Origin of the sequence: Kitasatospora sp. NPDC096204 (genome assembly GCF_044763205.1) — a bacterium.
Classification (GTDB): Bacteria; Actinomycetota; Actinomycetes; order Streptomycetales; family Streptomycetaceae; genus Kitasatospora.
On record NZ_JBIWFT010000036.1, the window covers coordinates 70724 to 95436 of the forward strand.

Here is a 24713-nt window from a genome sequence, read left to right on the forward strand (position 1 = left end):
TGCGACTCGGTCAGGGCTTCTGGGCCTGACCGCAATTTGGTCGAGTGGCCCCCCGTTCTTGCTCGACTCGGGTCCCGAACCGGGGAGGTGGGTAAAACTGTGGAGCCGCCCGACCCCAGCCACGACGGGCTCTAACCTCGACTACCCTCCCGGCCGCACGTTCGACGTGCGCGGCCGGCCGCCGCCGAAGCGGGGCGCAGACAGGAGCGACGGCGAGCGGCAGGGCCGCGCGCTGGCGCGCTGTGCGCGCCCTTGAGTAAGTGAAGAAGAGTTGCGACAGCCCCCGCGCCCGGTGTGGACGTGGGGGCTGAGACTTGTTCGGGGTGGTTAGCGGGAAGCCTTGGCGGGGCGGGGCGCGCGGGCGTCGATGGCGTAGGTGAGGGCGGTGGTTTCGGCGCCGAGGCGGGTCTCCTCCAGGATGAGGGGCAGTCCGGTGGCCTGGTCGCAGGTGATGCGGTGGGCGACCAGGAGGACGGCGGCCTCGGAGAGGTGGAGGGCCTCGCGCTCGTCGGGCTGGGGGACTCGGGCGGTGACTCGCTCGCGCCAGATGAGGTCATGGCCGGCGGTGGCGAGGGTCGCGTAGGCCTCGGCCGGGGTGGCGGCGGGATGTTGGGCGAGAGGGGTGGCCTCGATGCGTTCCATGGGGAGCAGGAGGCGGTGGAGGGCGCGGCTGTCGCCGGATGGGGCGGTGAGGAGGCGGTCGCAGCCGAGCATCAGCTCGTCGTGGTCCATCTCCAGCAGCGGTGCGGTGATGGCGTCGGTGCGGGTGCGGTAGACCGTGGGTTCTTCGGCGTGGTCGAACCAGGCGTCGATGGGCGTCGAGAAGGTGTCGCCCTGGGCGGCGATGGTCCGATCGAGACTGGCACTCGGGCCGTGGACGGCGGCGCGGACGAAGGTGCCGCGGCCTTGCTTCACGTCCAGCTGTCCCTCGCTGCGGAGGGCGGCGACGGCGAGCCTGACGGTTGGTCGGGAGACTCCGTAGGTCTCGGCGAGGTCGGTCTCGGTGGGCAGCTGGGTGCCGGGGGGCCACTCGCCGTTGGCGATCGACTGTCGCATCGCAGCTGCGACCTGCTTATGCAGTGCCTCGTTCCGGATGATCGCCATGGTGTTGACCCCTTGGTGCGGGCGCCGGGGGAGGGGCCCGCTTCGCGTGTGCCGTGTCGTTTTCGAGGGTTCGTCTGTGGTCGTTTGCCCTGGTCGGGCGGCGTCTCTATGTCTGTCGTCAGTTGCTAGCCGTTAAACGTAAGCATGAATTGCTTGCGTCGGGGTGTGCATCGTCAAGGCGCCAAAGGTAAGTACGTTTGACGACTGACGTCATGCGGCCTTGGTGCCAGAGGAGTGTGCGCTCATGCAGTCCATTCCCGTTGACGGAACCCGGCTCGGCACGATGACCTGCATCGTTGCCCCCGAGGCGCGGGTGGCGAACCGTGAGACCGGGGAGTTGAGGAAGGACCGGGACGGCCAGACCGTCTACACGGTCGGTGTCGCGGTCCGGCAGGACGGCCGGCGGGCCTCGATCATCGAGATCAGCGTGTCCGGTGAGCCGGTCGGCGTGGTCGAGGGCGTGCGGGTGCACGTCACCGGCTTGACCGCCTTCTCGTGGGCGATGGGGGACCGACACGGCCTGTCCTTCCGGGCCGACGCCATCACGCCCGTTCCGGCCGTTGCTCCGGCGGCCTCGCGCAAGGGCGGCGACGCCTGATGAGCAGCGCGACGCGCGTGAGGCTGCGCGGCCTGCTGAGGGAGCTTGGGGACCTGGCGGAAGAGGTCGACCCGTTCGGTCGGGACGACGAGGGGGCCCAGCTCTTCGACCACATCGCCGCCGTCGCCACCAAGACCGTGGGTCAGGCCCGCGACCTGGAGGTCGAGGCGCACAACGCGGTGCTGGAGAACGGGGGACGGCCGTGATCGTCCTTCAGTTGCTCTGGGTCGCGATGCTGGCGACGGTGCTCATCGGGCTCAGCATCGCCCCGTCGGTGCGGCGCAACTACCCCTATCTCTGGTGGTGCCTGCTCGGCTACCCGGTGAGTGCCGTGCGGGTGCGGGTGACGTGGCGGCGGCTGACCACGAACCTCGGCCTCGCCGTGGCGAAACGTCCCGGGCGTGCGCTGATCGGGGACACGGTCGTCCGCGGTGATCCGCTGCGGCCGGCCCCGCCCCGCCTGGGCGTACCGAAGCTGCGGCACGGCGGCCTGGACGTGGTGGTGCGGCTCCATCCCGGGCAGGTGCCCGAACACTTCACCGTCGCCGTGGAAGCCTTCGCGCACGCGTGGCGGGTCCACGCGGTTCGGTTGCTGTCCGAAGGACGCGGATTCGTCACCCTGTCCGCTCTGGCCTGGGACCCGCTCCGTGCGCCGGTGCTGCCGTACCGGCTGAAGGAGCGGCTGCTGCGGGCGGTGGTCGGCCTGCTGGAGGACGGCCGGGCCTGGACGATCGACCTGCGACGGGCGCCGCACTGGCTGATCGTCGGTGCGACCCGTTCCGGGAAGTCCACTCTCATCGCCGCGCTGGTGAAGGAACTCGCCCCGCAACGCGTCGCTCTGTTCGGCATCGACCTCAAGGGCGGCATGGAGCTGTCCCTGTTCGAGGACCGGCTGTCGGCGCTGGCGGCCACCCGGGCCGAAGCCGCGCACCTGCTCACGGAGTTGGTCGCGGAGGCTGAAGCGCGGATGCAGCTGTGCCGCTCGGTCGGGGCCCGGTCGATCTGGGACCTCCCGGCGAAGCTCCGCAAGGTGCCCGTCGTGCTCATCGTGGACGAGGTCGCGGAGCTGTACCTGGCGGCGACCAGGGAGGACAAGGCGGAGGTGGGGGAGATCTCCACCAACCTGCTCAGGCTTGCCCAGCTCGGCGCGGCCCTGGGTGTCCACCTGGTGATCGCGGGGCAACGGGTCGGCTCGGACCTCGGGCCCGGGGTGACCGCCCTGCGAGCGCAGTTGGCCGGTCGGGTCTGCCACCGGGTGAACGATGCCGGGACGGCGGAGATGGCGCTCGGCGACCTCGACAAGGACGCCTTGGTCGCAGCTCAGCAGATCACTGTTGCCGAGCAGGGCGTCGCCATCGCGGCGGACGCCGGCGGCCGATGGGCGCGGGCCCGGTCCGTCCACGTCACCCCTGAACAGGCGCGTCGCGCTGCCAGGAAGTACGCCCGGCTGGCGCCGGCCTGGCCCGGCCTCCACGTGCCGGACGAGTCGAGCGAAGGGGTCTACCTCTGATGGGCGCCACCCTCATCCTGACCGCCGTCCTGGCCCTCGTCACCTTCCTCCTGGTCCGCTCCGGCGAACTCAAGGTCTGGCACGTCGTCCTGACCGGCGTCCTCGGTGTCTACCTCGACCGCATCGGGTGGGCCGACCCCGTCGTCTACGCCGTGACCTGGATCGTCCAAGGACTCACCCACACCACCTGAGAGGCGTGATCACCGTGCCAACCCGACCAACCACCCGGCCCGCCCACCCCAACGCCATCCCCGGCCGCGCCACCGCCTGCCTGGCCCGGCCGGGGCCCGGCGAACCCTGGCCCTGGAGACACCCACCATGACCGCCACCACCAACCCGTACACCGACCCCGCCGCACGCCGCGCCTTCCTCGACCGGGAGGCGCGGCTGCGCCAACTGCCGCCGGTGGAGCGTGACTTCGTCCGAATCGGCGAGCTGCCGGACCTGAACCGTTGGCTGGAGCAGATCCGCGCCACCGGTGGCTGCGCCGAACCGGTGTACCTCTCCGGGCACACCACAACCCTCGACGCGGAGACCGGTGAAGTGCTCCGGCACTTCACGACCGCCACCGAACCCGGCGGCCGGCTCGCTGTCCGCTGCCGCAACCGCCGGGCCTCCCGCTGCGCGCCCTGCTCCCGTGAGCACAGCGGCGACACCTTCCACCTGGTCCGCTCCGGCCTCATCGGCGGCAAAGGCGTCCCGGAGACGGTGCGGACGCACCCGCGGTTGTTCGTCACCCTGACCGCCCCCTCCTTCGGCCCGGTCCACCGAGCGGGTGCTTGCCACCCTGCCCGCCGCCGGCGCTGCGAACACGGCGGCCGGCACGGCTGCGGCCGAACCCACCCGGACGCTGACCCGCTCGTCGGGCAGCCGCTCTGTGCGGACTGCTACGACTACCCCGGCCACATCCTCTGGAACGCCATGGCCCCGGCGCTGTGGAAGGCCTTCCGCGACAACCTCCACCACCACCTCGCCGCCCGGGCGGGCGTCGGCCGGTCAGAGATACGCACCCTGGTCCGGGTCTCCGCGGCCAAGGTCGCCGAGTACCAGAAGCGTGGCGCCGTCCACTTCCACGCCGTCGTCAGACTCGACGGTCCCGATGGCCCTACTGCCCCGCCTCCTGCCTGGGCGACGGGGGAGCTTCTCCTGGGTACCGTCCGCTCGGCGGCTGCCGCCGTGGCGCTCCCGTGCCCCGACTCGGCGGCCTACTGCGGCGGACGGCTCAGCTTCGGCACTCAGCTGGACGCGCACCGGCTCACCAACGGGGACGGTGGACGCATCACGGACGACGCCGTGGCCGCCTACGTAGCCAAGTACACGAGCAAGAGCGTGGAAGCTGCGGGCGCTGTCGACCGCCGCATCGATTCCCTGGCGGAGATACAGGCACTGCGGGTCAGCCCGCACGTCCGCGCGCTCATCGCCACCGCCTGGCGCCTCGGCGGCCTGCCCGAACTGCAACACCTGCGCCTTCGCGCCTGGGCCCACATGCTCGGCTTCCGGGGGCACTGCCTCACCAAGACGCGGGCTTACTCCACTACATATGGGGAGCTCAGGGCGGCTCGTGCGGAACACGCCCAGGGCCTGTACGGCGGCTGGGACAGCGAGACGGTGACCGAAGGTGCCTGGCGCTTCGTCGGGGCCAGGCACTCCCCGGCCGAAGTGCTGATCGCGGCCGGCATCGCCGAAGACCTCGCCACCAACAGGGAAGTCGCCCGTGAAGAGGCGAAGGTGGCGGATCGAGACCGGGGGAGAGCGTGACAGCCCAGCGCGCTGCTCTCCGACCGTCGGCCGAGCCTCGGGTGGCAGGGCCGGTCCCGTTACGGCAGAAGGTGCTCCTGGCCCCGATCATCGAGAGTGAGATCGTCATCGTGGACGACGAGGGCCACGAAGAGCCGTACGACCCCGCCAAGCACTGAGTGATGACAGCCCCCGGCCTCGATGACCGGGGGCTTCCGCATGGTCGGCCGCTCGTCAGAGCTTGCTCGCGAAGTCGTCCTCCTTGACGATCAGCCGGTCGCGGTAGTCCTTGGGGATCATGAGCCGCAGCTTGATCGCGGGAGCCCGCTGACCCTTGACCTTGGTTCGGGTGACTTCACAGCGGATGCCCACCCGCAGCAGGTCCGCGGCCATGGCCTCGGTGCCGCCGTCCTCCCACTGCTGTCGGAACGTCTTCCCGTTGGCCACGTTCACCCACCGGTCTTCGGTGGTCTCGGGATCGATCTCCCCGAGTTCGGTGATCAGCTTGTCCAGCGTCTCCTCCGCCTGCTCGCGCGTGAACCGGGTCTTGGCGTACCGGCCGCCGGGCTCCAGCTCCTTCATGTAGTAGGCGATGGACTCCTCAAGCTGCGCCACCTGGGCGCGTGCCTCCGCGCCGCGTGCGTACTCGCGGACCTGTACGGGCTCGTCGCCGAGGACCGACAGCACGTCGAGGACGAGCTTGGCGTTGATCACGTCGGGGTTGGGGGCGCCCAGGCCTCCGCCCTTGCAGCCCTGGCACCGCAGGTACTCGTACACCCGATCCTTGACGCGGTTCCGCTGCTCCAGCATGTTCGTCCCGCAGTCGACGCAGAAGAAGACCCCGAGGAACTTCGTGGCACCACCGGGCCTGCGCTGCGGCTGGTTCTTGCTGCGCTTGTCGAGATCCGCTTGGAGCTCGTTGAACTCCTCGTCGGCGAAGACGGCCTCCGCGACCCTGATGGGCTTCCCGGCCTTGTCCAGGACGAGCTTGGACCGGCGAGCGCCCCCCTTCTTCTCCTCTTCCACCCGGTAGCCCATCAAGGCGGGGTTGCGGAGCTGACGCAGGAGGGTCGTGGCTGTGAGGCCGTCGCTGGCGAGGCCCGCCCGCTTCAACAGCTTGACCATGCGGGTGGCGGAGACGCCTCGACGGGCCATCCGGCGGCACCAGTGCAGGGCCTTGTACGCGTCGGCCTCGATGACAAGGACGACGTTCCCGTTCTCGTCCTCGTCCGTGGTGTATCCGAAGGCCGGCTTGCCGACCAGCCAGGCGGACTGGGTCTTCGCGTAGTCCCAGAGGCTCGCGACGCGCGTGCTCGTGTTGGTGGCCTCGATCTCCGCGATGCCGCCGATCAGCGTCACCAGGATCTTGCCGACGACCGTGGTCAGGTCGATCGAGTCGTGCTTGGAGACCAGGTTCTTCCCGTACTTCAACGCCCAGTCGATCATCGTGTTCAGGTCGGACAGCCGGCGGATGAACCGGTCGAGCTTCCAGAACAGCAGTACGTCGAACTCCGGTGCCCGGTTGTTCAGCCATTCACCCAGCTGCTTCCGCTTCCACGGGGGCACCTTTGTGGCGGACACGTTCAGGTCGCTGGCGACGCCGACCACGCGGCACCCCCGGTTCAGCCTCGCGGCGGAGGTCGAGCTCCTGGCGGACGGGGGAGGTGGTGTCCTCCGTCAGTACGGACAGCCGGACCGAGAGCAGCGCCCGGGGTGCGTCCGCCGGAAGGGCGGCCTCGGCTCTCGTCAGCTGTTCCAGCAGCGCCAGATCCGCGGCGGTCCATTCGGTCTCGACCGTGTACGCCTTCTGCTGCGCGGCACGGGCCGTACGGGCGCGCTTCGCCATGTCGGTGATCCCCTCGACGGTTGTGGAGTGGCCTCCATTTAGCCCCAGATGGACACCCAGATCCAGATCGGCCCGACCGGTAAGAAGTTGCTGCCGTTGACGGTCGTCGGCGGCGCCGACCAGCAGAAGTAACCCGTCGCCCGGAGCGACGTGTGGAGCCCTTCCCGGGTTTTTCGGGGAGGGCTCCACTGGTTCTGCGGCCGGAGGGTCAGCGGGTCACGCAGCGGGCGACGGTCCACTGTTCATGCCGGGTCAGTGTCTCGGTCCGGGCGCAGCTGCGCTGTTCGTCGCCGCGCAGTACCGCGACGTAGCTGGGTGCGGAATCCAGCGACGCCTCGTTGTTGGAGAAGTAGTAGTGCCGGTAATTGCGCACCTGGAACACTCCGTCGACGGTTTTGACCTCGCTGTTCGCCTGGAAGTCCTTCGGATCCGCTTTCAGGAAGAACAGGGTTTCCATGTAGTTGAGCGGAAAACGGTCGGAGACGTACACCGGTTCGTCCGGGTGCCGCGCCCCGTCGGCCGACTTCAGCGCGTCGTCGAAACCCTCCCCGAAGGCCCGGGCGATCTGCTCCGGGTGGCGGGTCGTGTAGTCGTGGAAGAACAGCGTGGCGTAGCCGACGGCGGTGGCCATGATGACGGCGACGACGGCCCGTCCGGTCCTGCGGTCGGTCATCGAGCGGTAGAGCCCGCTGACGCCGATCGCGGTGAGGGCGATGAGGGGGACGAACAGGGCGTTGGCCCGGTTGCCGTTGGCCGGCACCACGAACAGCAGGATGACCGCGCCCACCAGCCAGAACGTGAACAGGTTCGTTTCGGGGGAGCGGGTGCGGGCCGCGAAGTGGACGCCGAGCGCGGCCAGCGGAATTCCGATCACGCCCAGTGCCAGGAAGCCGTTGGGGACGGTCCACAGGTAGCCGTCGTCGAAGCCGCTGGTCACGAAATGGGTGTTGAGCTCGGCCAGGTCCTGGCCGTTGGTGATCTGGTCGAGCCGTGACGACGGGAATTTCGGCACGCTGAACGGCAGGCTGGATATGAACTGAGGGGAGCGGTGCAGGACGTTGTTGACCAGGATGAACAGCAGCAGCGGCCCGCCGACGATCAGGAATCCCAGCACGCTCAGCCCGGCCGGGACCGGGTGCTTCAGCACCGTGCGGTACCGGGCGCACAGATAGAGCCCCACGATCACCGGCACCACGATCACCGCCACCCCGTAGGCGTACAGCGCGAGCGCCAGGAACACCAGGGAGAAGGGGATCAGTGTCCGGGGGCGCGACGAGGTGTACGCGTACCCCAGGGTGGTCACTCCGGCGAGCAGGAAGAACGGCAGGATGTTCGACTCCAGTGCCCACCGTGACGCGGTGACGTGCCACGGGGTGACGGCGAGGAGTCCCGCCCCGATCAGGGCCGCGGGGAGGTCCGCGAAGCGCCGCAGGGCGACGTACAGCAGCGGGACGGCGCCGATGCCCAGGAGTACCGGAACGAGCCGTACGGAGAAGACGCTCAGGCCGAACAGCCCGACGACCGGCACGCTCAGGTAGGAGAGCAGCACGTTCTGTCCGGAGCCCCAGCTGGGAAAGTAGACCGGCCAGGGATTGCCCCAGCGGTCCGTGCCGTGGGTCAGGAGCGAGAACGTCTCGTATCCGGCGCCGGCCTCGTCCTGGTTGAGGCCGCCGGGCAGATCCGGAAAACGCCACAATCTGAGGATCGCCGCGATCGCCGTGATCGCGGTGATGGCGATGGTGCTTTTCTGGAGGGTCGCGGGACTTTTGATCACGGCGTTATTCGCACAGTCGCAAGAGGAATGGGGATGGGTATTGCGCATTCCATGTCGGGGTGATTCCCTTCCGTGCCGGTGGAGCGCCGTGCATGGCCGATTGATAAACGGATGATATTACTGACGTCGCTGTCGTTGGATGAGATGCCGCCGAGCCCTGCGGTCGTGCGGGCCCGCCGGGCGGCTGCCCTTTCGGGCGCGGGCGGGGCGAAGGGGTCCGGACCGGCGGGGAAGGGGGGCGGGCGGGGCGCGTACCCTTACTGGTGACAGAAGTCCGGTGCAGTGCCCCGGACCGGGACAGAGTGACGAAGGACTGAGCAACCCTGGCACGCCGTACGCCCGACGGTCCGCCGCCCGCACCGACGGTGCAGCGGATTCGCCTCCGCTACACCAAGCGCGGCCGGCTCCGCTTCACCAGCCACCGCGACTTCCAGCGCGCCTTCGAGCGCGCCCTGCGCCGGTCCGCCGTTCCGATGGCCTACTCGGCCGGCTTCACCCCGCACCCGAAGGTCTCCTACGCCAACGCGGCCCCGACCGGGGTGGCGAGCGAGGCGGAGTACCTGGAGATCGGCCTGGCCGCGGTCCGCGACCCCGAGCAACTGCGGGCGCAGCTGGACGAGTCGCTGCCGACCGGCCTGGACGTGATCGACGCGGTCGAGGTGCGGACGCCGAACTTCGTGGAGCGCCTGGAGGCCTCCGAGTGGCTGGTCCGGCTGGACGGCGTCGAGCCCGACGTGGCCGCCGAGGCGGTCGCGCGTTTCCTCGCCGCCGAGCGGGTCGAGGTGGAGCGCCGCACCAAGAACGGCCTGCGGGTCTTCGACGCGCGGGGCGCGGTGGCGGCGCTGGAAGCCGCCCCGGCGCAGGTCGAGGGCGGTACGGACGCCGGGGTCGAAACCGGCCGCGATGTTCGGACCGGCCGTCCCTGTGCGATACTGCGCCTGGTAGTACGACACGCCACACCCGCCGTACGACCCGACGACGTATTGTCCGGTCTCCGTGTGACGGCCGACCTGGCGCCGCCGGTCCCCGCAGAGGTGACCAGGCTGGCGCAGGGGCCGCTCGACGAGGAGGCCGGCACGGTGACCGACCCGCTGGCGCTCGACCGCGCCGCGGCCCCGATCGGCTCGGAGCCGGCCGCAGGGCCGCACGCTACCGCGTCCGCCTAGCGGGGGGAGGCCGGGCCCAGTGCCTCACTGGGCCCGACGGTCCTCCAGGGTTCCCGCGGCTCCCCAGGGGAGCGAGCGTCGTCGCAGCACAGGCCTGCCACCCCGGGGCCTGCCGACCGCGAAGGTCGGCCGGTCCGGGACCCCGTCCGGGAGCCACCCGGGGTTGGGGGAAGGCGCAGCTTGGGAAAACCTCAGAAGACTGGTCAGACCAGAAGACTTTCGACACCCCGCCGAGCGCGGGGCGCCGAGCGAGACTACGAGCCCCTGTGCGGCCTCGCGTCCGCGCGGCGGCACCGTCAAAGGGTCCGGTCCCGGCATCGTCGCGATGCCGACCGCCCAGCGGTGCCGTGCCGTGCCCGGATGCGGAGCCCGGGGGCCTGACGGGAGATCCACCCGCATGCTCGATAACACCGATCCGCAGCAGACTGCGGCCACGGAACAGAACGAAACCGCCGCGACCGGTGGCGAGGGCGCGTCCGCCGCGCCGCCGCGCCGTCGTCGCCGGGCGGTGTCCCGCCCGGCGGGCGCCCCGCAGGGTGCGGCCACCGAGGCGGCCGAGACGGTCCTGCCGGCCGACGCGCCTGCGGCCGTGACCGCTGCGGCTCCGGCCGCCGAGGCGGCGGCCGAGCCGGTCGCCGAGAAGCCGGTCCGGGCCCGTCGGACCCGCAAGCGCGCCGAGGCCCCGGCCGGGGCGCCGGAGGCCACCGCGATCGTGGTGACCGCGCCGGAGGCCGCCGAGGCCCCGGTGGCCGAGGCCACCGCGAAGGCTCCGAAGGCTGCCAGGGCCGCGAAGACCGAGAAGGCCGTCAAGAGCGCCAAGGCCGAGAAGGCGGAGACGGCCGAGACGGCCGAGAAGCCCGCCCGGGCCCGCCGTACCCGCAAGCGCGCCGAGGCGCCCGCCGGTGCCCCCGCCGCCGAGGCCGAGGCGTCCGCCGTCGAGGCCCCGGTCGTCGAGACCCCCGCCGTGGAGGCTCCGGCCGCCGAGCCGGCGGCCGAGGAGGCCCCCGCCGCTCCGGCCCGCCGCACCCGCCGCCGTCGCGTGGTCGAGGCCGCGCCGGTCGTCGAGGCGCCGGTCGAGGAGCCCGCCGCCGAGGAGCCGCAGGCCGAGGAGCCCGAGGAGGAGGCCGTCGAGGCCCCCGCCGCTGAGCCGGCGGCCCAGCCCGCCGCTGCCGCCCCGGCCGCCGAGGCCGAGCCGCACCACCGGGTGCGCCGCCGCGCCGTCCGCCCGGCCACCGCGGTCTTCCAGGCCCCGGTGTTCCAGGAGCCGGCCCCCTTCGTCGCGCCGTCCGCGCCGGAGCAGCCCGCCGTCGCCCAGGCTCCCGCCGCCGCCCAGGCTCCCGCCGCCGCCCAGGCTCCGGCCGAGGCCCCGGCCGTGGCCGGGCGCGCGGAGGACGACGAGTTCGAGTACAGCGGTGTCGGCCGTCGCCGCCGGGTCCGCACCCGGGTCGAGCCGACCCGTCGCAAGGCCGCCGCCCAGGCTCCGGCGAAGGCACCGGCGAAGGCCCCAGCGAAGGCGCCGGTCGCGGCGCCCGTCGTCGAGGCCCCGGTCGTCGAGACGCCCGCCGTGGAGGCCCCCGCCGCCGGTCCGGAGACCGAGGACGAGTGGGAGGACGGCCGTCCGTCGCGCCGTCGCCGCCGGGGCGGTCGCCGCCGTCGCCGCGGTGAGGCCGAGGACTTCGAGGCCGTCGAGACCGAGCAGCCCGCCGCCGAGGAGCCGGCCGAGGCCGTCGCCGAGGAGGAGGGCGAGGAGGACGACGACCTGGCCACCGGCCTGTCCTCGTCGCGCCGTCGCCGCCGCCGTCGCCGCCGCAGCGGTGAGGCCGACGCCGTCGAGACCGCCGAGACCACCGAGGACGGCGTCCGCACGGTGGTGAAGGTGCGCGAGCCGCGCCGCCGCTCCACCGAGCCGTCCTTCGACCCGGACGAGGTGCAGTCCATCAAGGGCTCGACCCGTCTGGAGGCCAAGAAGCAGCGCCGCCGCGAGGGCCGCGAGCTGGGCCGCCGCCGGGTGCCGATCATCACCGAGGCCGAGTTCCTGGCCCGCCGCGAGTCGGTCGAGCGCGTCATGGTGGTGCGCCAGAGCGGCCAGCGGACCCAGATCGGCGTCCTCGAGGACGGCGTGCTGGTCGAGCACTACGTCAACAAGGAGCAGGCCACCTCGTACGTCGGCAACGTCTACCTGGGCAAGGTCCAGAACGTGCTGCCGTCGATGGAGGCCGCCTTCGTCGACATCGGCAAGGGCCGCAACGCGGTGCTGTACGCCGGCGAGGTCAACTTCGGCGCGCTGGGCGGCCACGGCGGCCCGCGCCGGATCGAGTCGGTGCTGAAGTCCGGCCAGTCCGTGCTGGTGCAGGTCTCCAAGGACCCGATCGGCCACAAGGGCGCCCGCCTGACCAGCCAGATCTCGCTGCCCGGCCGCTACCTGGTGTACGTGCCCGAGGGCTCGATGACCGGCATCTCGCGCAAGCTCCCCGAGAACGAGCGCGCCCGCCTGAAGCAGATCCTCAAGAAGATCGTCCCGGACGACGCGGGCGTCATCGTGCGCACCGCGGCCGAGGGCGCCTCCGAGGAGGAGCTGACCCGCGACGTCCAGCGCCTCCAGCAGCAGTGGGAGGACATCCAGAAGAAGGCCGCGACCGGCAACGCCCCGGCGCTGCTGTACGGCGAGCCGGACATGACCGTCCGGGTCGTGCGCGACATCTTCAACGAGGACTTCAGCAAGGTCATCGTCTCCGGCGACGAGGCGTGGAAGACCATCCACGAGTACGTCTCCAACGTGGCCCCGGACCTTGCCGAGCGGCTCCAGCGGTGGACCTCCGAGGTGGACGTGTTCGCCACCTACCGGATCGACGAGCAGCTGATGAAGGCGCTGGACCGCAAGGTCTGGCTGCCCAGCGGCGGTTCGCTGGTGATCGACCGCACCGAGGCGATGGTCGTCATCGACGTCAACACCGGGAAGTTCGTCGGCCAGGGCGGCAACCTGGAGGAGACGGTCACCCGGAACAACATCGAGGCGGCCGAGGAGATCGTGCGCCAGCTGCGGCTGCGCGACCTCGGCGGCATCATCGTGATCGACTTCATCGACATGGTGCTGGAGTCCAACCGCGACCTGGTGCTGCGCCGCCTGCTGGAGTGCCTGGGCCGGGACCGGACCAAGCACCAGGTGGCCGAGGTCACCTCGCTGGGCCTGGTCCAGATGACCCGCAAGCGGGTCGGCCAGGGCCTGCTGGAGTCCTTCTCCGAGCCGTGCGTGCACTGCAACGGCCGTGGCGTGATCGTTCACATGGAGCAGCCGAGCGCCCACGTCCACGCCCCCGTGGCGGCGGGCGAGGCCGTCGGCGGCAAGCGCCGTCGCCGGGGCAAGGGCGGTGCGGGCCACGAGGAGCCGCAGGCCGTCGAGGCCGCGGTGGCCGTCGTGGCCGAGCCGGTGGAGGCCGTCGCCGAGCCGGCCGAGCCGGTGCGCGAGGAGATCGAGGGCCAGCTGGCCCTGGAGGTCCCGGGCGTCGAGGCTCCGGCCGAGGCGGCCGCGCAGGCCCCGGTCGTCGAGGCTCCCGTGGCCGAGGCCCCGGCCGCCGCTCCGGCGGGCCGTCCGCGTCGTCGCGCGGTGCGCAAGGCGACCGCTCCGGCGGGTTCCCCGGACTCCGCCGAGATCGTGGTGCTCCAGGCCAAGGCCGAGGCGGCGCTGGAGGCGGCCCTGGAGGCCGCCGCCCCGGCGGTCGCGGAAGCCGCTGCCGAGGCCGCCGTCGAGGCGCCGGGCGAGCCGGTCGTGGAGGCCGCGGTCGTCGCCGAGGCTCCGGAGGCCGCCGAGGCCCCCGAGGCCCCCGAGGCCCCCGAGGCCGCTGCCGAGGCTCCGGCCGAGGAGGCGCCGGCGCCGAAGAAGCGGGCCGCCCGCAAGACCGCCGCGAAGAAGACCGCCGCCAAGAAGACCACCACGGCGGCCAAGAAGACCACCGCCCGCAAGACCGCGACCAAGCGGACGAGCGCGGCGGCCAAGAAGGCCGCGGCCGCCGAGGGTGATACGGCGGCCGAGTAGTGCCCACGCCCGGGGCGGGAGCGATTCCGCCCCGGGTCGTACGGGCCGGTTTGCCCCCCGGGCGGCCGGTCCGTATTCTTGACCATCGGCGTGTCTACGCCATGCTCCCGAGCACATCACCTTCCGAGGTCGCCGCGTTCGCGCGGAGGGCCGGGGAGAGGCTCCTGTGTCCGTACCCAGGTGGCTGGCGTCGGGGGTTCCGACCGAGCAAGGAAAGCAGGTACCGCATGTACGCGATCGTTCGCGCAGGCGGCCGCCAGCACAAGGTCGCCGTGGGCGACGTGCTGGAGATCGACCGTATCGAGGCCAAGCCGGGTGACTCGGTCGAGCTCTCGACCATCCTCGTCGTCGACGGTGACGCTGTCACCTCCGACCCGTGGGTCCTGGCCGGCGTGAAGGCTCACGCCGAGGTGGTCGACCAGACCAAGGGTGACAAGATCGTCATCCTGCGTTACAAGAACAAGACCGGCTACCGCCGCCGTCAGGGTCACCGTCAGCAGCACACCGCGGTGCGCATCACCAGCATCGACTCGGTCAGCAAGTAAGGGGATAGCGAAAAATGGCACACAAGAAGGGCGCAAGCTCTACTCGTAACGGCCGTGACTCGAACGCCCAGCGCCTCGGCGTCAAGCGCTTCGGTGGCCAGGTCGTCTCGGCCGGCGAGATCCTCGTCCGCCAGCGCGGCACCCACTTCCACCCGGGTGCCGGTGTCGGTCGCGGTGGCGACGACACGCTGTTCGCGCTGACCGCCGGTGCGGTTCAGTTCGGCAACCGTCGCGGCCGCAAGGTCGTCAACATCGTGGCCGTCGAGGCCTGAGTCCCCGCGGACTCCCGAGTCTGAGCGGACCCACCGGGTCCGGGCGGGCTCACCGGGTCTGAGAAGACTCACAGTGAAGGGTGGGCCGGAATTCTCCGGTCCACCCTTCGCGCTTTACGCAGGTAGCAAGCAGACTCTCGCGCACTGGAGGCACACCCATGACCACCTTCGTGGACCGCGTCGAACTTCATGTCGCCGCGGGTAACGGGGGCCACGGCTGCGCCTCCGTGCACCGCGAGAAGTTCAAGCCGCTCGGCGGGCCGGACGGCGGCAACGGCGGTGAGGGCGGCAGCGTCATCCTCACCGTGGACTCGCAGGTCACCACCCTTCTCGAGTACCACCACTCGCCCAAGCGCAAGGCCACCAACGGCAAGCCGGGCGCCGGCGGCCACCGCACCGGTGCGGACGGCGAGGACCTCGTCCTGCTGGTGCCGGACGGCACCGTGGTGCTGGACCGCAAGGGCAACGTGCTGGCCGACCTGGTCGGGCACGGCACCAGCTTCGTCGCCGCCCAGGGCGGCCGCGGCGGCCTCGGCAACGCCGCGCTGGCCTCGGCCCGCCGCAAGGCGCCCGGCTTCGCGCTGCTCGGCGAGCCCGGCGAGGCCCGTGACATCGTCATGGAGCTCAAGTCCGTCGCCGACGTGGCCCTGGTGGGCTACCCGAGCGCCGGCAAGTCCTCGCTGATCTCGGTGCTCTCCGCAGCCAAGCCGAAGATCGCCGACTACCCGTTCACCACCCTGATCCCCAACCTCGGCGTGGTCACCGCGGGCGACACCGTCTACACCATCGCCGACGTGCCCGGCCTGATCCCGGGCGCCAGCCAGGGCCGCGGCCTGGGCCTGGAGTTCCTGCGGCACGTGGAGCGCTGCTCGGTGCTCGTGCACGTGCTGGACTGCGCCACCCTGGAGCCCGGCCGTGACCCGCTGAGCGACCTGGAGACCATCGAGGCCGAGCTCGCCGAGTACGGCGGCCTGGAAGACCGCCCGCGTCTGGTCGCGCTCAACAAGGTCGACGTCCCGGACGGCCAGGACATCGCCGACCTGACCCGCGCCTCCCTGGAGGAGCGCGGCTACCGGGTGTTCGAGGTCTCCGCCGCCTCCCGCAAGGGCCTGCGCGAGTTGAGCTTCGCGCTGGCCGGGATCGTCGCCGAGGCGCGCGCCGCCAAGCCGGCCGAGGAGTCCACCCGGATCGTGCTGCGGCCCACGGCCGTCGACGACGCGGGCTTCACCATCACCGAGGAGGACGGCGCCTACCGCATCCGCGGCGTCAAGCCGGAGCGCTGGGTCCGCCAGACCGACTTCAGCAACGACGAGGCCGTCGGCTACCTCGCCGACCGGCTGGCCCGCCTCGGCGTCGAGGACAAGCTCTGGAAGGTCGGGGCGCACGAGGGCGACACCGTCATCATCGGCCCGGACGAGAACGCCGTCGTCTTCGACTGGGAGCCGACCATGGCCGCCGGCGCCGAGATGCTCGGCCGCCGCGGCGAGGACCACCGCATGGAGACCCAGCGCCCGGCGGTCGACCGCCGCCGCGAGAAGCAGAAGGGCCGGGACGCGGCCGAGGCCGAGTTCCTCGCCTTCGAGGCGCTTTCCAGCGGCCGCCAGGCCGCCATCGAGGGCGACGACGACGAGGACTACTGAGCGCGCTGAGCGCTTCACGCGGACGGCCCCCGCCACCTGTCGAGGTGGCGGGGGCCGTCCGCGTGTTCAGCGGTGACGGGACGTCACTTGGTCCAGGAGGCCTGGAGCTTCAGCAGGTCCGTCAGGTCGGTGTAGCCGACTGCGGCCGGGGTGTTCCCGGTGGTGGTGATGATGGTGCAGCCCTTGACCTCGGTGCCCTTGGCCACGCCCTGGAACTTCGCGCTGGTGCACTTGGGCAGCGGGGTCGCGGCGGTCATGGCGTTGACGCCCTTTTTGCCGGTGGTGTCGAAGAGCACGAACTTCGAGTCCGGGGCGGTGAAGGAGAGGCTGGCGTCCCCGAGGTTCTTGATGGTGTAGCTGACGTACATCGGGGTGCGGCCTTCCAGGCCGACGAGGTTGATCTTGGCGGCGGTGAAGTCCTGCAGCGAACCGACCTCGACGCCGGTGACGGTGATCTCCAGCTTGGTGGCGACCTTGGAGGTCTTGTCGGCGAAGTCCACGGTGGCGGGCTGGCCGATCTTCACACTGCTCGCGGCCACCGGGATCGCACCGGCACCGGCACCGGCCCCGCCGTCCGCGGTGCCGGCCGTACCGGCCCCGCCGGCCGTCGCGGCGCCGCCCGCCGCCGCACCGCCCGCGGTGGCGCCGCCGGTCGCCGCGGCCGACGGGGCCGCGGTCGAACCGCCGGCCGCGCCTGCGGTGGTGGCCCCCGGGGCCGCGCCGGTCTGGGCCGGGGCAGCGCCGGTGGCGCCGCCGGTACCGGCCGGAGTGTCCGCGTTGTCCGGCCCGCAGGCCGCGAGCGACAGGGCGGTGGCCGCCGCGAGCGCGGCGACGGTCAGCTTGGTGGTGTACGAACGCATGGTGCGCATTTCTCCTGGGCGCACGGCCGCGACCGTTGCCGGCCTTTGCCCAGTGCGGCGCCGCCCGTCGTGAACAGGAAGGGTCGATGACGACATGGGTCCAGCGGGCAAGAAGCCGTCCCCCGATCTGGCTTGTGGTCAGGGACCATACCAGGCCTCCGGATCGGCGGCCGGGCTGTGGCGAGCCCGTGACCTGCCCGGGTCCGGACAGTGAAACACCCTGCGGGTGACCTGCACCGATCGCGTAGATTTCGGGGGTGACGGCCGGGCCCGGGCCCAGCCGCACCACACCGGAAGGGCGTACAGCGAGATGAGTGAGGACTCTCTGCGGGAGGAGGTGCTGACCGCGCGGCGGATCGTCGTCAAGGTCGGCTCCTCCTCCCTGACCACGGCGACCGGCGGCCTGGACGCCGACCGCGTCGACGCCCTGGTGGACGCGCTCGCCAAGCTGCGCGCCCGCCCCGAGGCACCGGAGGTCGTGCTCGTCTCCTCCGGCGCCATCGCCGCCGGGCTCGCCCCGCTCGGCCTGGACCGGCGGCCCAAGGACCTGGCCCGCCAGCAGGCCGCCGCCAGCGTCGGCCAGGGCCTGCTCGTCGCCCGCTACACCGCCTCCTTCGCCCGGTACGGCATCCGGGTCGGCCAGGTGCTGCTCACCGCCGAGGACGCCAGCCGGCGCGCCCACTACCGCAACGCCTACCGCACCCTGGACCAGCTGCTGGCGATGGGCGCGATGCCGATCGTCAACGAGAACGACACCGTCGCCACCGCCGAAATCAAGTTCGGCGACAACGACCGGCTCGCCGCGCTCGTCGCCCACCTGGTCCGGGCCGACCTGCTGGTGCTGCTCTCCGACGTGGACGGCCTGTACGACGGCGACCCGTCCCGCCCCGGCACCAGCCGGATCGCCGAGGTGCGCGGCCCGCGGGACCTCGACGGCATCGAGATCGGCAGCGCCGGCAAGGCCGGGGTCGGCACCGGCGGCATGGTCACCAAGGTCGAGGCGGCCCGGATCGCCACCGGCGCGGGCATCCCGGTGGTGCTCACCGCCGCCAGCCAGGCCGCCGACGCGCTGGCCGGCCGGCCCACCGGAACCCTCTTCCTGCGCACCGGCAGCCGAACCTCCGACCGGATGCTCTGGCTGGCCCACGCGAGCAGCCCGCGCGGGTCGCTGCACCTGGACGAGGGCGCCGTCCGGGCCGTCGTCTCCGGCGGCGCCTCGCTGCTGCCGGCCGGGGTCACCAGGGTCGACGGGGAGTTCGCCGCGGGTGATCCGGTGGACCTTCTTGCCGAAAACGGCCACATCGTGGCTCGCGGACTGGTCAACTTTGATGCGAGGGAGTTGCCCCGCCTGCTCGGCCGGTCCACCCGCGACCTGGCCCAGGAGTTCGGCGCCGCGTACGAGCGCGAGGTGGTCCACCGCGACGACCTGGTCGTTCTGCGCGACTGACCGGCCCGGCGGGCCGGCACAGGCCGATCGGCGCAGCGCGGACGGCGGGCCGCTCCGTACCGGGAGCGGCCCGGCCACGGGCGAGGAGGGGCGCAGCCGTCCCGGTCGGCCGAGGCCGACGGGGCCGGTGGGGACGACAGGACATCGCCGAACAGGAGGCCGCCGGTGGAACGCAGGCGCGAGGCAGCGCTGACCGCAGGGACGGCGGGCCGGCGGCTGACCAGCATCGACGGCGGACGCGGGGACGGCCCCGCCGAGCCGGCCGGTCCGCCGTCGCAGAGGCCCGGCGGGGTGCGCAGGCTGCGGCCCGAACGCGACCGGGCGGCCCAGCCGCCGACCGTGCCCGAGCAGGCCCGGCTGTGGCACGTGGTGCTGAGCGTGGCCGGGCAGGTCACCCCGTTGCCCTCGCTGCGCGCCTCGCTGGAGCAGCTGGCGCACGACCACTCGTTCTTCCTGACCGCCCGTTACGCGGCCGACCACGCCGAGATCCGCTACTGGGAGCAGGCCCGGGACCTCCACGACGCGGCGGCCATCGCGCTGCGGCTGTGGGGCGAGCACAAGGTCACCGCCAAGCTGCCGCCCTGGGAGATCGTCGGGCTGGAGGTGGTCGACCGGGCGACGTACCACAAACGGGTGGCGGAGGGTTTCGGCGATCCGCCGCCGCACCTGGGCGGGGTGCACCCGTACTGAGCCGCGCCCGCCCGGTCGGGGCGGGAGCCGTGCGCCGGGGGCCGTCGGGCCGGGGACCGTCGAGGCGGCGTCTCATCGGGCGAAATACCGCCCGGGCGGGGCCGGTTCAGTCGCTACCCTTGGCAGCATGACCAGCGATCTCGCCACCGCCGACAGTCCTGTCCTCGCCGTAGCGCGCCGAGCCAGGGAGGCCGCCGCCGCACTCGCCCCGCTGCCGCGCGCCGCGAAGGACGCCACGCTGCTGGCGATCGCGGACGCGCTGGTGGCCCGCAGCGCCGAGATCGTCGCGGCCAACGCCGAGGACGTGGAGCGGGCCCGGGCGGCCGGCACGGCCGAGTCGGTGGTCGACCGGCTGACCCTGACCGACGAGCGGATCGCCGCGATCGCCTCCGACGTGCGGGACGTGGCAGGCCTGCCCGACCCGGTCGGCGAGGTGGTGCGCGGCTACACCCTGCCCAACGGCCTGGACGTGCGGCAGGTCCGGGTGCCGCTCGGCGTGGTCGGCATCATCTACGAGGCCCGCCCGAACGTCACCGTGGACGCCGCCGCGCTCTGCCTCAAGTCCGGCAACGCGGTGCTGCTGCGCGGCTCCGCCTCCGCCTACCGCTCCAACACCGCGCTGGTCGCCGTGGTACGCGACGCCGTCGCCGCGGCCGGGCTGCCCGCCGACGCGGTCCAGCTGGTGCCGGGGGAGAGCCGGGACTCGGTGCAGGAGCTGATGCGCGCCCGCGGCTACGTGGACGTGCTGATCCCGCGCGGCGGCGCCTCGCTGATCCGCACCGTGGTCGAGGGCTCGACCGTCCCGGTGATCGAGACCGGCACCGGCAACTGCCACGTCTACGTGGACGCCGAGACCGACCTGGCGATGGCCGTCGGCATCCTGCTGAACTCCAAGGCGCAGCGGGTCAGCGTCTGCAACGCGGCCGAGACGCTGCTGGTCCACCAGGACGTCGCGGAGGCCTTCCTGCCGCTCGCGCTGGCGGCGCTCGCCGAGGCCGGGGTGACCGTGCACGGCGACGAGGCGGTGCTCAAGGCCGCCGAGGGCGGCCCGGCCACCGTGGTGCCGGCCACCGACGAGGACTGGGGCGCCGAGTACCTCTCGCTGGACCTCGCCGCCGCCGTGGTGCCCTCGCTGGACGCCGCCGTCGCGCACATCCGCCGCTGGTCCTCCGGCCACACCGAGGCGATCGTCACCACCTCGCAGGCCGCCGCCCGCCGCTTCACCCGGCTGGTGGACTCCACCACGGTGGCCGTCAACGCCTCCACCCGCTTCACCGACGGCGGCGAATTCGGCTTCGGCGCCGAGATCGGCATCTCCACCCAGAAGCTGCACGCCCGCGGCCCCATGGGCCTGCCCGAGCTGACCAGCACCAAGTACATCGTCACTGGTGACGGGCACGTCCGCGGCGAGAGCACGCAGACCGTCGGCGGCGCCGCGGACGGCCGCTGAACGGCGCGCGAGCGGGGTCCTTCACACGTGTGACGGACCAACTGCCGGGAGCCACAGACAAAACGCCCGGCCGGTAATACGCTGAATCCGTGGCTGAGGATGTGGGGGGCTTCCCGTACCCCGACGGCGCCGACCACGGTGGTGCGGACGACGAGTTCGCCACCGTGGTCCTCGATGAGGCCTTCGTCCGGTCCGCCGCCGTGCACGAGCCGACTGCCAAGGAGCGGCAACTCGCCGCCGCCGAGGCCCGGTTCGAGCCGGACACCGCGGGTCCGGGCTGGGGCCGTGACGTCCCGGCCGGGGACGGGTTGCCGCTGGAGCTGCGCCCGTACCCGAGCGGACTCGACGCGGACCACCTCTACCCCGACCCCTGGTCGGGGCCGGGCCGGGCGGGCGACCGCAGGGCCCGGCGGCGGTGGCGACGCGGCTACGACCCGGTGCGCGCCCGCGGGCGGTACGTCGCCCAGCAGCGCTGGCACCGGCCGGTGGCCTGGGTGCTCGCCGTGATCATGGGCGTGGGCCTGGTGGCGGTCGCGGTCGCGGCGGTCTACCAGGGCGTGGGCGGCTCCTCGGGTACGCCCAGACGCCCCGAGTCCGGCAGCAGCAGCGCGGGGGTCGGCCCGGGGCAGGCCCCGGCGGAGCCCCCGCTGGTGGTCACGGCGCCGACCGGGTAGCCCGGGCACGGGTCTGCGGGTCTGCGGGTCTGCGGGGCGGCGGGTCTGCGGGGCGGCGCGGGCGGTGGGTCGGTACGGGTCTGCGGGGCGGCGTGGGCGGCGGGTCGGCACGGTCCGCCCGGGCGCGGGCGCACGCCCCGGGGCGGTGGTCACGGAGCGTTCCCGGGAATGTACGCCCGGACCCTCGTGGCGGCGCTGGTGTCCGCCTACCCTGGTGGTGTGGGTGACCCGCGAGAGCCTCCTGAGGGTGCGCCCGAGGGCGGTTCCGGCAACGAGGACGAATTCCGGTCCGTCGTCTTCGACGAATCGTTCGTCCGGGCTGCCCGGATCCGGGAACTGTCCGCCCGGGAGCGACTGTCGGGCTCCTTCGGCAAGTCCACCCGGCCGCGGGTGCGGCTCGGCCCGCTGGGCACCGTGCCGCGCCAGGCGCTCGTGCTGCTGCTCCTCATCCTGCTGGCCTTCGGGGCCGCGGTGTACTTCGGGGTGACCTCGCCGAAAGGGACCGCGGCGCGGCCCGAGGGCAGTCAACTGACCGTCAGCCTGGTCGCGTTGGCCCCGGCTTCGGCCGTCCATCCGGTCGCCGACGGGACGGACCCGTTCGCGGCGCTGGCACCCGGGTACGGGGACGGCGCGCTCGGGCTGAACACCCCGACCGGGGCCGCCACCGGGCACTTCGGCCGGGTCGAGGTGGCCAAGGCACTCGACACCGTCCAGCGCTACCTGGTCGCCTCCTCGTTCTCCCCGGCCGTGCTGGTCCAGGGCTCCACCGCCGAGGTGCGGGACTTCGTCACGCCCGGTGAGCAGGCGGAGTTCGACGCGAGCGTGACGCAGCCGGTGGACGACCGGCACCACGCGGCGACCGGCTGGATGGTCCGCTTCGACCCGGCGCAGGTCGCACTGGCCTCGAACACCGTGAAGGTGGCCGGTGCGATGCGGATCGACGAGGCGGACAGCGGGACATTGCAGATCACCACCGACCACACCTTCGTCTACGCGCTGAAGCCGGCCGGGGCCCCGGCCGGAGCCCCGGTCACCCTGGAGACCGTGCGGCGGCAGCTGACCTTCGAGTTCGACCGGGTGGACCTGGCCGCGGGCCAGCTGCGGCTGGTGGACTCGGTGGTGCAGGCCGGGCCGGAGCCCTGCGGCACCTCGGCGGCGGGCTTCCTGCAGCCGGTGCTGGCCACCGCGCAGGGCACGGTCGTCGCGCCGCCGACGCCGGTCGACCCCGGCAACCACGCCCGGCCGGGCTGGCAGGTGTGCGGGGTGCTGGCGGCGGGCGGCTGAGGCGCGCAGGACCGGGCGGGGGCTGGGCGCAGGCCCGGGCGGGGGCCGGGAACGGCGCGGCGGCCGGGGCCCCGGGTGGGACACCGGCCGCCGTCGCGTTCGCGGTGGGGTCAGCTGCCGTCGCTGCCCGAGGAGCCGTTGCCCGAGGAACCGGTGCCGGACGAGCCGGCACCCGAGGAGCCGCTGCCCGAGGAGCCGTTGCGGGCGCTGTTGCCGGTGAAGGTGTCGCGGAGCTTGCCGCCGACGGTCGCCGCGCCGCCGGCGACGTCCCGGAGCAGGCCCATCAGCGGGTCCTTGCTCTCCTTGACCGAGGTCGTGTAGTGCTCGGCGGCGGCCTTCCACTGGTCGGTGACCGAGGCGTCCGGGTCGTCCGAGCGGCGCGGGTAGGCGCCGGCCATGATCGAGCGGTAGTCGTCGCTCTCCGCCCACTTCTTCAGCTGGGCGACCCGGACCACCGCGAAGGGGTGGGTCTGCGGCAGCAGCTGGAGCACCTTGAGCACGCCGTCGCGCAGGTCGCCGGCCTTCTCGTACTCCTCGGCCTGCTCCAGGAAGGCGTCGACGTTCATCTCGGCCAGGTTGTGGCCGCCCGCCAGCTTCATCAGGGCCCGCATGGAGGCCTGGAGGTCCTGCCCGGCGAGCAGGCCGGCCCGGTCGCTGGACAGCTCCGCCTTGCGGAACCACTCCTTGAGCGCGGTGATGATCGCGGTGATCGCCAGGTTGCCCAGCGGCACCCAGGCGATCCGGGTGGCGATGTTGGTGAGGATCATCAGCATCGTCCGGTAGACGGCGTGGCCGGACATCGCGTGGCCGACCTCGTGGCCGATGACCGAGCGCAGCTCCTCCTCGTCCAGCAGCTCGACCAGGCCGCTGGTGATCACGATGATCGGGGTGTCGATGCCGATGCAGTACGCGTTGACCGTCGGGTCCTGGGAGACGTACAGGTCGGGGACCTGGTCCAGGTCGAGTATGTAGGCGGCGTCGCGCACCATGTCGTGGAGCTCCGGGAACTGGCGCTCGGAGGTCTTCACGGCGGTGGCCAGGAACATCAGCCGGATCGCCCGCTCGGAGACCAGGCCGGCCAGCTTCTTCAGGATGTCGTCGAAGCCGGTGAGCCTGCGCAGCGCGACCAGGGCCGAGCGGTCCGCCGGGTGCTCCCAGGCCCGGGTGGAGATCCCGGGGAAGCGCTCGCGGCGACGGCTCGGGGTCTTCGCGGTCGTGTCGGTCATGGTTTGAGTACCCTCCTGGTCGACGGCGGCCGCGGCCCGCTGGCCGGCCCCCCGCTGGTCTTCGCCTGCAACGACTGTCTGTGCAACGTGTGCGGTTGCGTACTCGTCCCCGAGGGGTCAGCGTACGCGCGGTCCTTCCGGCGGGCGGCGGGCGGCGGGTGCGGGGCGGCACGGGGTGGGCGGGTTTCGGGCCGGCGGGCGCTGGGTCGGTGGGCGCCGGGCTGGCGGGCGCCGGGGCGGCGGGCGCGTCACCGGGGCCGGTGGGCGGCGCCGGTGTGAGGCCGGTTTAACCTGAGGCCTGGACGACCGAGACCGGATCCGGCCGCGGTACCGAGCAGTTCGAGGAGCCCCCGCAGATGTCCACCGAGACGCTTGTCAGCCTGGCCACACCCATCTCCGACGAGACCGGTCCGGGCCTGTTCCTGCGGATCATCGTGATCGCGTCCTTCGTGGGCATCGGCCTGCTGGTCTGGATCATGGCCCGCGCCTTCAAGAACAACTAGACCGGCCGGTTCCCGGTCCTTCCCCGGTCCTTCCCCGGCCCGTTCCCGGCCCTCCCGCGGGTGCGCGCTCACGCCCGGTCAGCGGCGGTGGGCCGCCGAGCGGTTGCGGTGTAACCCCCCGTACGATGACGGGTGGGCCCTCACCGGCCCGGAACCACCCCCAGGTCCGTTCACCGAGCCGAGAAGGTCCCGCCGACCATGAGCACTGCTGCCGCACTCCCCGTTCTGAACCTGCTCGCCGAGGGCGAGGGGGGCAACCACGACAGTCTGAACCCGGCCCTGACCGGTGGCGCCGCGCTGGTCATCCTGCTGGTCCTGCTCTTCATCACCACCCGCTTCAACCGGGACCGCTGA

At 72.6% G+C, this 24713-nt stretch carries 21 protein-coding genes and 1 pseudogene; 17 read left to right on the forward strand and 5 right to left on the reverse strand.

Annotated features, from left to right (window positions below; all coding sequences use genetic code 11):
* Positions 1-327 precede the first annotated feature (327 nt).
* Positions 328-1104: a GntR family transcriptional regulator gene (locus ACIQ87_RS31325; protein WP_402413267.1), complete on the reverse strand. Its 777-nt coding sequence runs from the start codon at positions 1102-1104 to the stop codon at positions 328-330.
* 244 nt (positions 1105-1348) lie between these two features.
* On the opposite strand from ACIQ87_RS31325, the gene ACIQ87_RS31330 reads away from it, so the two are divergent.
* From ACIQ87_RS31330 to ACIQ87_RS31350, 5 genes are all read left to right on the forward strand, one after another.
* Complete coding sequence (locus ACIQ87_RS31330) at positions 1349-1702, forward strand: hypothetical protein (RefSeq protein WP_402413270.1); 354 nt, start codon at positions 1349-1351, stop codon at positions 1700-1702.
* Entirely contained in the window at positions 1702-1908 is a 207-nt protein-coding gene (locus ACIQ87_RS31335) for a hypothetical protein (RefSeq protein WP_402413272.1), read from the forward strand. The genes ACIQ87_RS31330 and ACIQ87_RS31335 overlap by 1 nt, the downstream gene beginning before the upstream one ends.
* Positions 1905-3212 carry an FtsK/SpoIIIE domain-containing protein gene (locus ACIQ87_RS31340; RefSeq protein WP_402413275.1) on the forward strand — a complete coding sequence of 436 codons (1308 nt, stop codon included), beginning with the start codon at positions 1905-1907 and terminating at the stop codon, positions 3210-3212. Before ACIQ87_RS31335 ends, ACIQ87_RS31340 begins: the two co-directional genes overlap by 4 nt.
* Positions 3212-3403 (forward strand): hypothetical protein, encoded by a 192-nt coding sequence (locus ACIQ87_RS31345; protein ID WP_402413278.1) that lies wholly within the window; start codon positions 3212-3214, stop codon positions 3401-3403. Before ACIQ87_RS31340 ends, ACIQ87_RS31345 begins: the two co-directional genes overlap by 1 nt.
* 127 nt (positions 3404-3530) lie before the next feature.
* Positions 3531-4970 (forward strand): replication initiator, encoded by a 1440-nt coding sequence (locus tag ACIQ87_RS31350; protein ID WP_402413281.1) that lies wholly within the window; start codon positions 3531-3533, stop codon positions 4968-4970.
* A 213-nt stretch (positions 4971-5183) separates the two neighbouring features.
* Here ACIQ87_RS31350 and ACIQ87_RS31355 read toward each other — a convergent pair.
* Together ACIQ87_RS31355 and ACIQ87_RS31360 are read right to left on the reverse strand one after the other, a co-directional pair.
* Positions 5184-6795 (reverse strand): annotated as a pseudogene (locus ACIQ87_RS31355) (recombinase family protein).
* A 208-nt stretch (positions 6796-7003) separates the two neighbouring features.
* Positions 7004-8569 (reverse strand): glycosyltransferase family 39 protein, encoded by a 1566-nt coding sequence (locus ACIQ87_RS31360; RefSeq protein ID WP_402413284.1) that lies wholly within the window; start codon positions 8567-8569, stop codon positions 7004-7006.
* Positions 8570-8934: 365 nt separating this feature from the next.
* On the opposite strand from ACIQ87_RS31360, the gene ACIQ87_RS31365 reads away from it, so the two are divergent.
* The 5 genes from ACIQ87_RS31365 to obgE all read left to right on the forward strand — a co-directional run bounded on the left by ACIQ87_RS31365 (position 8935) and on the right by obgE (position 16225).
* Positions 8935-9735, forward strand: a complete 801-nt coding sequence (locus ACIQ87_RS31365) for a TIGR03936 family radical SAM-associated protein (protein WP_402413287.1) — start codon at positions 8935-8937, stop codon at positions 9733-9735.
* Positions 9736-10132: 397 nt separating this feature from the next.
* Positions 10133-13768: a ribonuclease E/G gene (locus tag ACIQ87_RS31370; RefSeq protein WP_402413290.1), complete on the forward strand. Its 3636-nt coding sequence runs from the start codon at positions 10133-10135 to the stop codon at positions 13766-13768.
* A gap of 227 nt (positions 13769-13995) precedes the next feature.
* Positions 13996-14313, forward strand: coding sequence for a 50S ribosomal protein L21 (gene rplU / locus ACIQ87_RS31375; protein WP_045696828.1), 318 nt, complete (start codon positions 13996-13998; stop codon positions 14311-14313).
* 14 nt (positions 14314-14327) lie between these two features.
* Positions 14328-14585 carry a 50S ribosomal protein L27 gene (gene rpmA / locus ACIQ87_RS31380; RefSeq protein WP_030058248.1) on the forward strand — a complete coding sequence of 86 codons (258 nt, stop codon included), beginning with the start codon at positions 14328-14330 and terminating at the stop codon, positions 14583-14585.
* Between the two features lie 158 nt (positions 14586-14743).
* Entirely contained in the window at positions 14744-16225 is a 1482-nt protein-coding gene (obgE, locus tag ACIQ87_RS31385; RefSeq protein WP_402413293.1) for a GTPase ObgE, read from the forward strand.
* A gap of 83 nt (positions 16226-16308) precedes the next feature.
* Here obgE and ACIQ87_RS31390 read toward each other — a convergent pair whose 3' ends face one another.
* Complete coding sequence (locus ACIQ87_RS31390; protein WP_402413296.1) at positions 16309-17094, reverse strand: hypothetical protein; 786 nt, start codon at positions 17092-17094, stop codon at positions 16309-16311.
* A gap of 301 nt (positions 17095-17395) precedes the next feature.
* Here ACIQ87_RS31390 and proB point away from each other — a divergent pair, with 301 nt between their 5' ends.
* The 5 genes from proB (at position 17396) to ACIQ87_RS31415 (ending at position 22630) form a co-directional block, all read left to right on the forward strand.
* A complete protein-coding gene (gene proB / locus ACIQ87_RS31395; protein ID WP_402413299.1) occupies positions 17396-18532 on the forward strand; it encodes a glutamate 5-kinase in 1137 nt (378 codons plus the stop codon).
* Positions 18533-18697: 165 nt separating this feature from the next.
* Positions 18698-19222: a hypothetical protein gene (locus ACIQ87_RS31400; RefSeq protein ID WP_392869914.1), complete on the forward strand. Its 525-nt coding sequence runs from the start codon at positions 18698-18700 to the stop codon at positions 19220-19222.
* Positions 19223-19349: 127 nt separating this feature from the next.
* Entirely contained in the window at positions 19350-20672 is a 1323-nt protein-coding gene (locus ACIQ87_RS31405; protein ID WP_402413303.1) for a glutamate-5-semialdehyde dehydrogenase, read from the forward strand.
* A gap of 89 nt (positions 20673-20761) precedes the next feature.
* On the forward strand, positions 20762-21346 hold the full coding sequence (locus ACIQ87_RS31410) for a hypothetical protein (RefSeq protein WP_402413306.1): 585 nt from the start codon (positions 20762-20764) through the stop codon (positions 21344-21346).
* Between the two features lie 219 nt (positions 21347-21565).
* The gene (locus tag ACIQ87_RS31415; RefSeq protein WP_402413309.1) at positions 21566-22630 is read left to right on the forward strand and encodes a hypothetical protein; all 1065 of its coding nucleotides are present in this window, start codon (positions 21566-21568) and stop codon (positions 22628-22630) included.
* A 110-nt stretch (positions 22631-22740) separates the two neighbouring features.
* On the opposite strand, the gene ACIQ87_RS31420 is transcribed toward ACIQ87_RS31415, so the two are convergent.
* Entirely contained in the window at positions 22741-23856 is a 1116-nt protein-coding gene (locus ACIQ87_RS31420) for a M48 family metallopeptidase (RefSeq protein ID WP_402413312.1), read from the reverse strand.
* A 356-nt stretch (positions 23857-24212) separates the two neighbouring features.
* On the opposite strand from ACIQ87_RS31420, the gene ACIQ87_RS31425 reads away from it, so the two are divergent.
* Complete coding sequence (locus ACIQ87_RS31425) at positions 24213-24359, forward strand: hypothetical protein (RefSeq protein ID WP_402413315.1); 147 nt, start codon at positions 24213-24215, stop codon at positions 24357-24359.
* Between the two features lie 198 nt (positions 24360-24557).
* The gene (locus tag ACIQ87_RS31430; protein ID WP_181970583.1) at positions 24558-24713 is read left to right on the forward strand and encodes a hypothetical protein; all 156 of its coding nucleotides are present in this window, start codon (positions 24558-24560) and stop codon (positions 24711-24713) included.

What these genes read in the sequence shown, in the direction of transcription:
- obgE (WP_402413293.1), top strand. Translation starts at nt 14,744, where the DNA reads ATGACCACCTTCGTGGACCGCGTCGAACTTCATGTCGCCGCGGGTAAC.
- ACIQ87_RS31330 (WP_402413270.1), top strand. Translation starts at nt 1,349, where the DNA reads ATGCAGTCCATTCCCGTTGACGGAACCCGGCTCGGCACGATGACCTGC.
- ACIQ87_RS31350 (WP_402413281.1), top strand. Translation starts at nt 3,531, where the DNA reads ATGACCGCCACCACCAACCCGTACACCGACCCCGCCGCACGCCGCGCC.
- ACIQ87_RS31430 (WP_181970583.1), top strand. Translation starts at nt 24,558, where the DNA reads ATGAGCACTGCTGCCGCACTCCCCGTTCTGAACCTGCTCGCCGAGGGC.
- rpmA (WP_030058248.1), top strand. Translation starts at nt 14,328, where the DNA reads ATGGCACACAAGAAGGGCGCAAGCTCTACTCGTAACGGCCGTGACTCG.
- ACIQ87_RS31420 (WP_402413312.1), bottom strand. Translation starts at nt 23,856, where the DNA reads ATGACCGACACGACCGCGAAGACCCCGAGCCGTCGCCGCGAGCGCTTC.
- ACIQ87_RS31345 (WP_402413278.1), top strand. Translation starts at nt 3,212, where the DNA reads ATGGGCGCCACCCTCATCCTGACCGCCGTCCTGGCCCTCGTCACCTTC.
- ACIQ87_RS31390 (WP_402413296.1), bottom strand. Translation starts at nt 17,094, where the DNA reads ATGCGCACCATGCGTTCGTACACCACCAAGCTGACCGTCGCCGCGCTC.
- ACIQ87_RS31325 (WP_402413267.1), bottom strand. Translation starts at nt 1,104, where the DNA reads ATGGCGATCATCCGGAACGAGGCACTGCATAAGCAGGTCGCAGCTGCG.
- rplU (WP_045696828.1), top strand. Translation starts at nt 13,996, where the DNA reads ATGTACGCGATCGTTCGCGCAGGCGGCCGCCAGCACAAGGTCGCCGTG.
- ACIQ87_RS31335 (WP_402413272.1), top strand. Translation starts at nt 1,702, where the DNA reads ATGAGCAGCGCGACGCGCGTGAGGCTGCGCGGCCTGCTGAGGGAGCTT.
- ACIQ87_RS31405 (WP_402413303.1), top strand. Translation starts at nt 19,350, where the DNA reads ATGACCAGCGATCTCGCCACCGCCGACAGTCCTGTCCTCGCCGTAGCG.
- proB (WP_402413299.1), top strand. Translation starts at nt 17,396, where the DNA reads ATGAGTGAGGACTCTCTGCGGGAGGAGGTGCTGACCGCGCGGCGGATC.
- ACIQ87_RS31370 (WP_402413290.1), top strand. Translation starts at nt 10,133, where the DNA reads ATGCTCGATAACACCGATCCGCAGCAGACTGCGGCCACGGAACAGAAC.
- ACIQ87_RS31425 (WP_402413315.1), top strand. Translation starts at nt 24,213, where the DNA reads ATGTCCACCGAGACGCTTGTCAGCCTGGCCACACCCATCTCCGACGAG.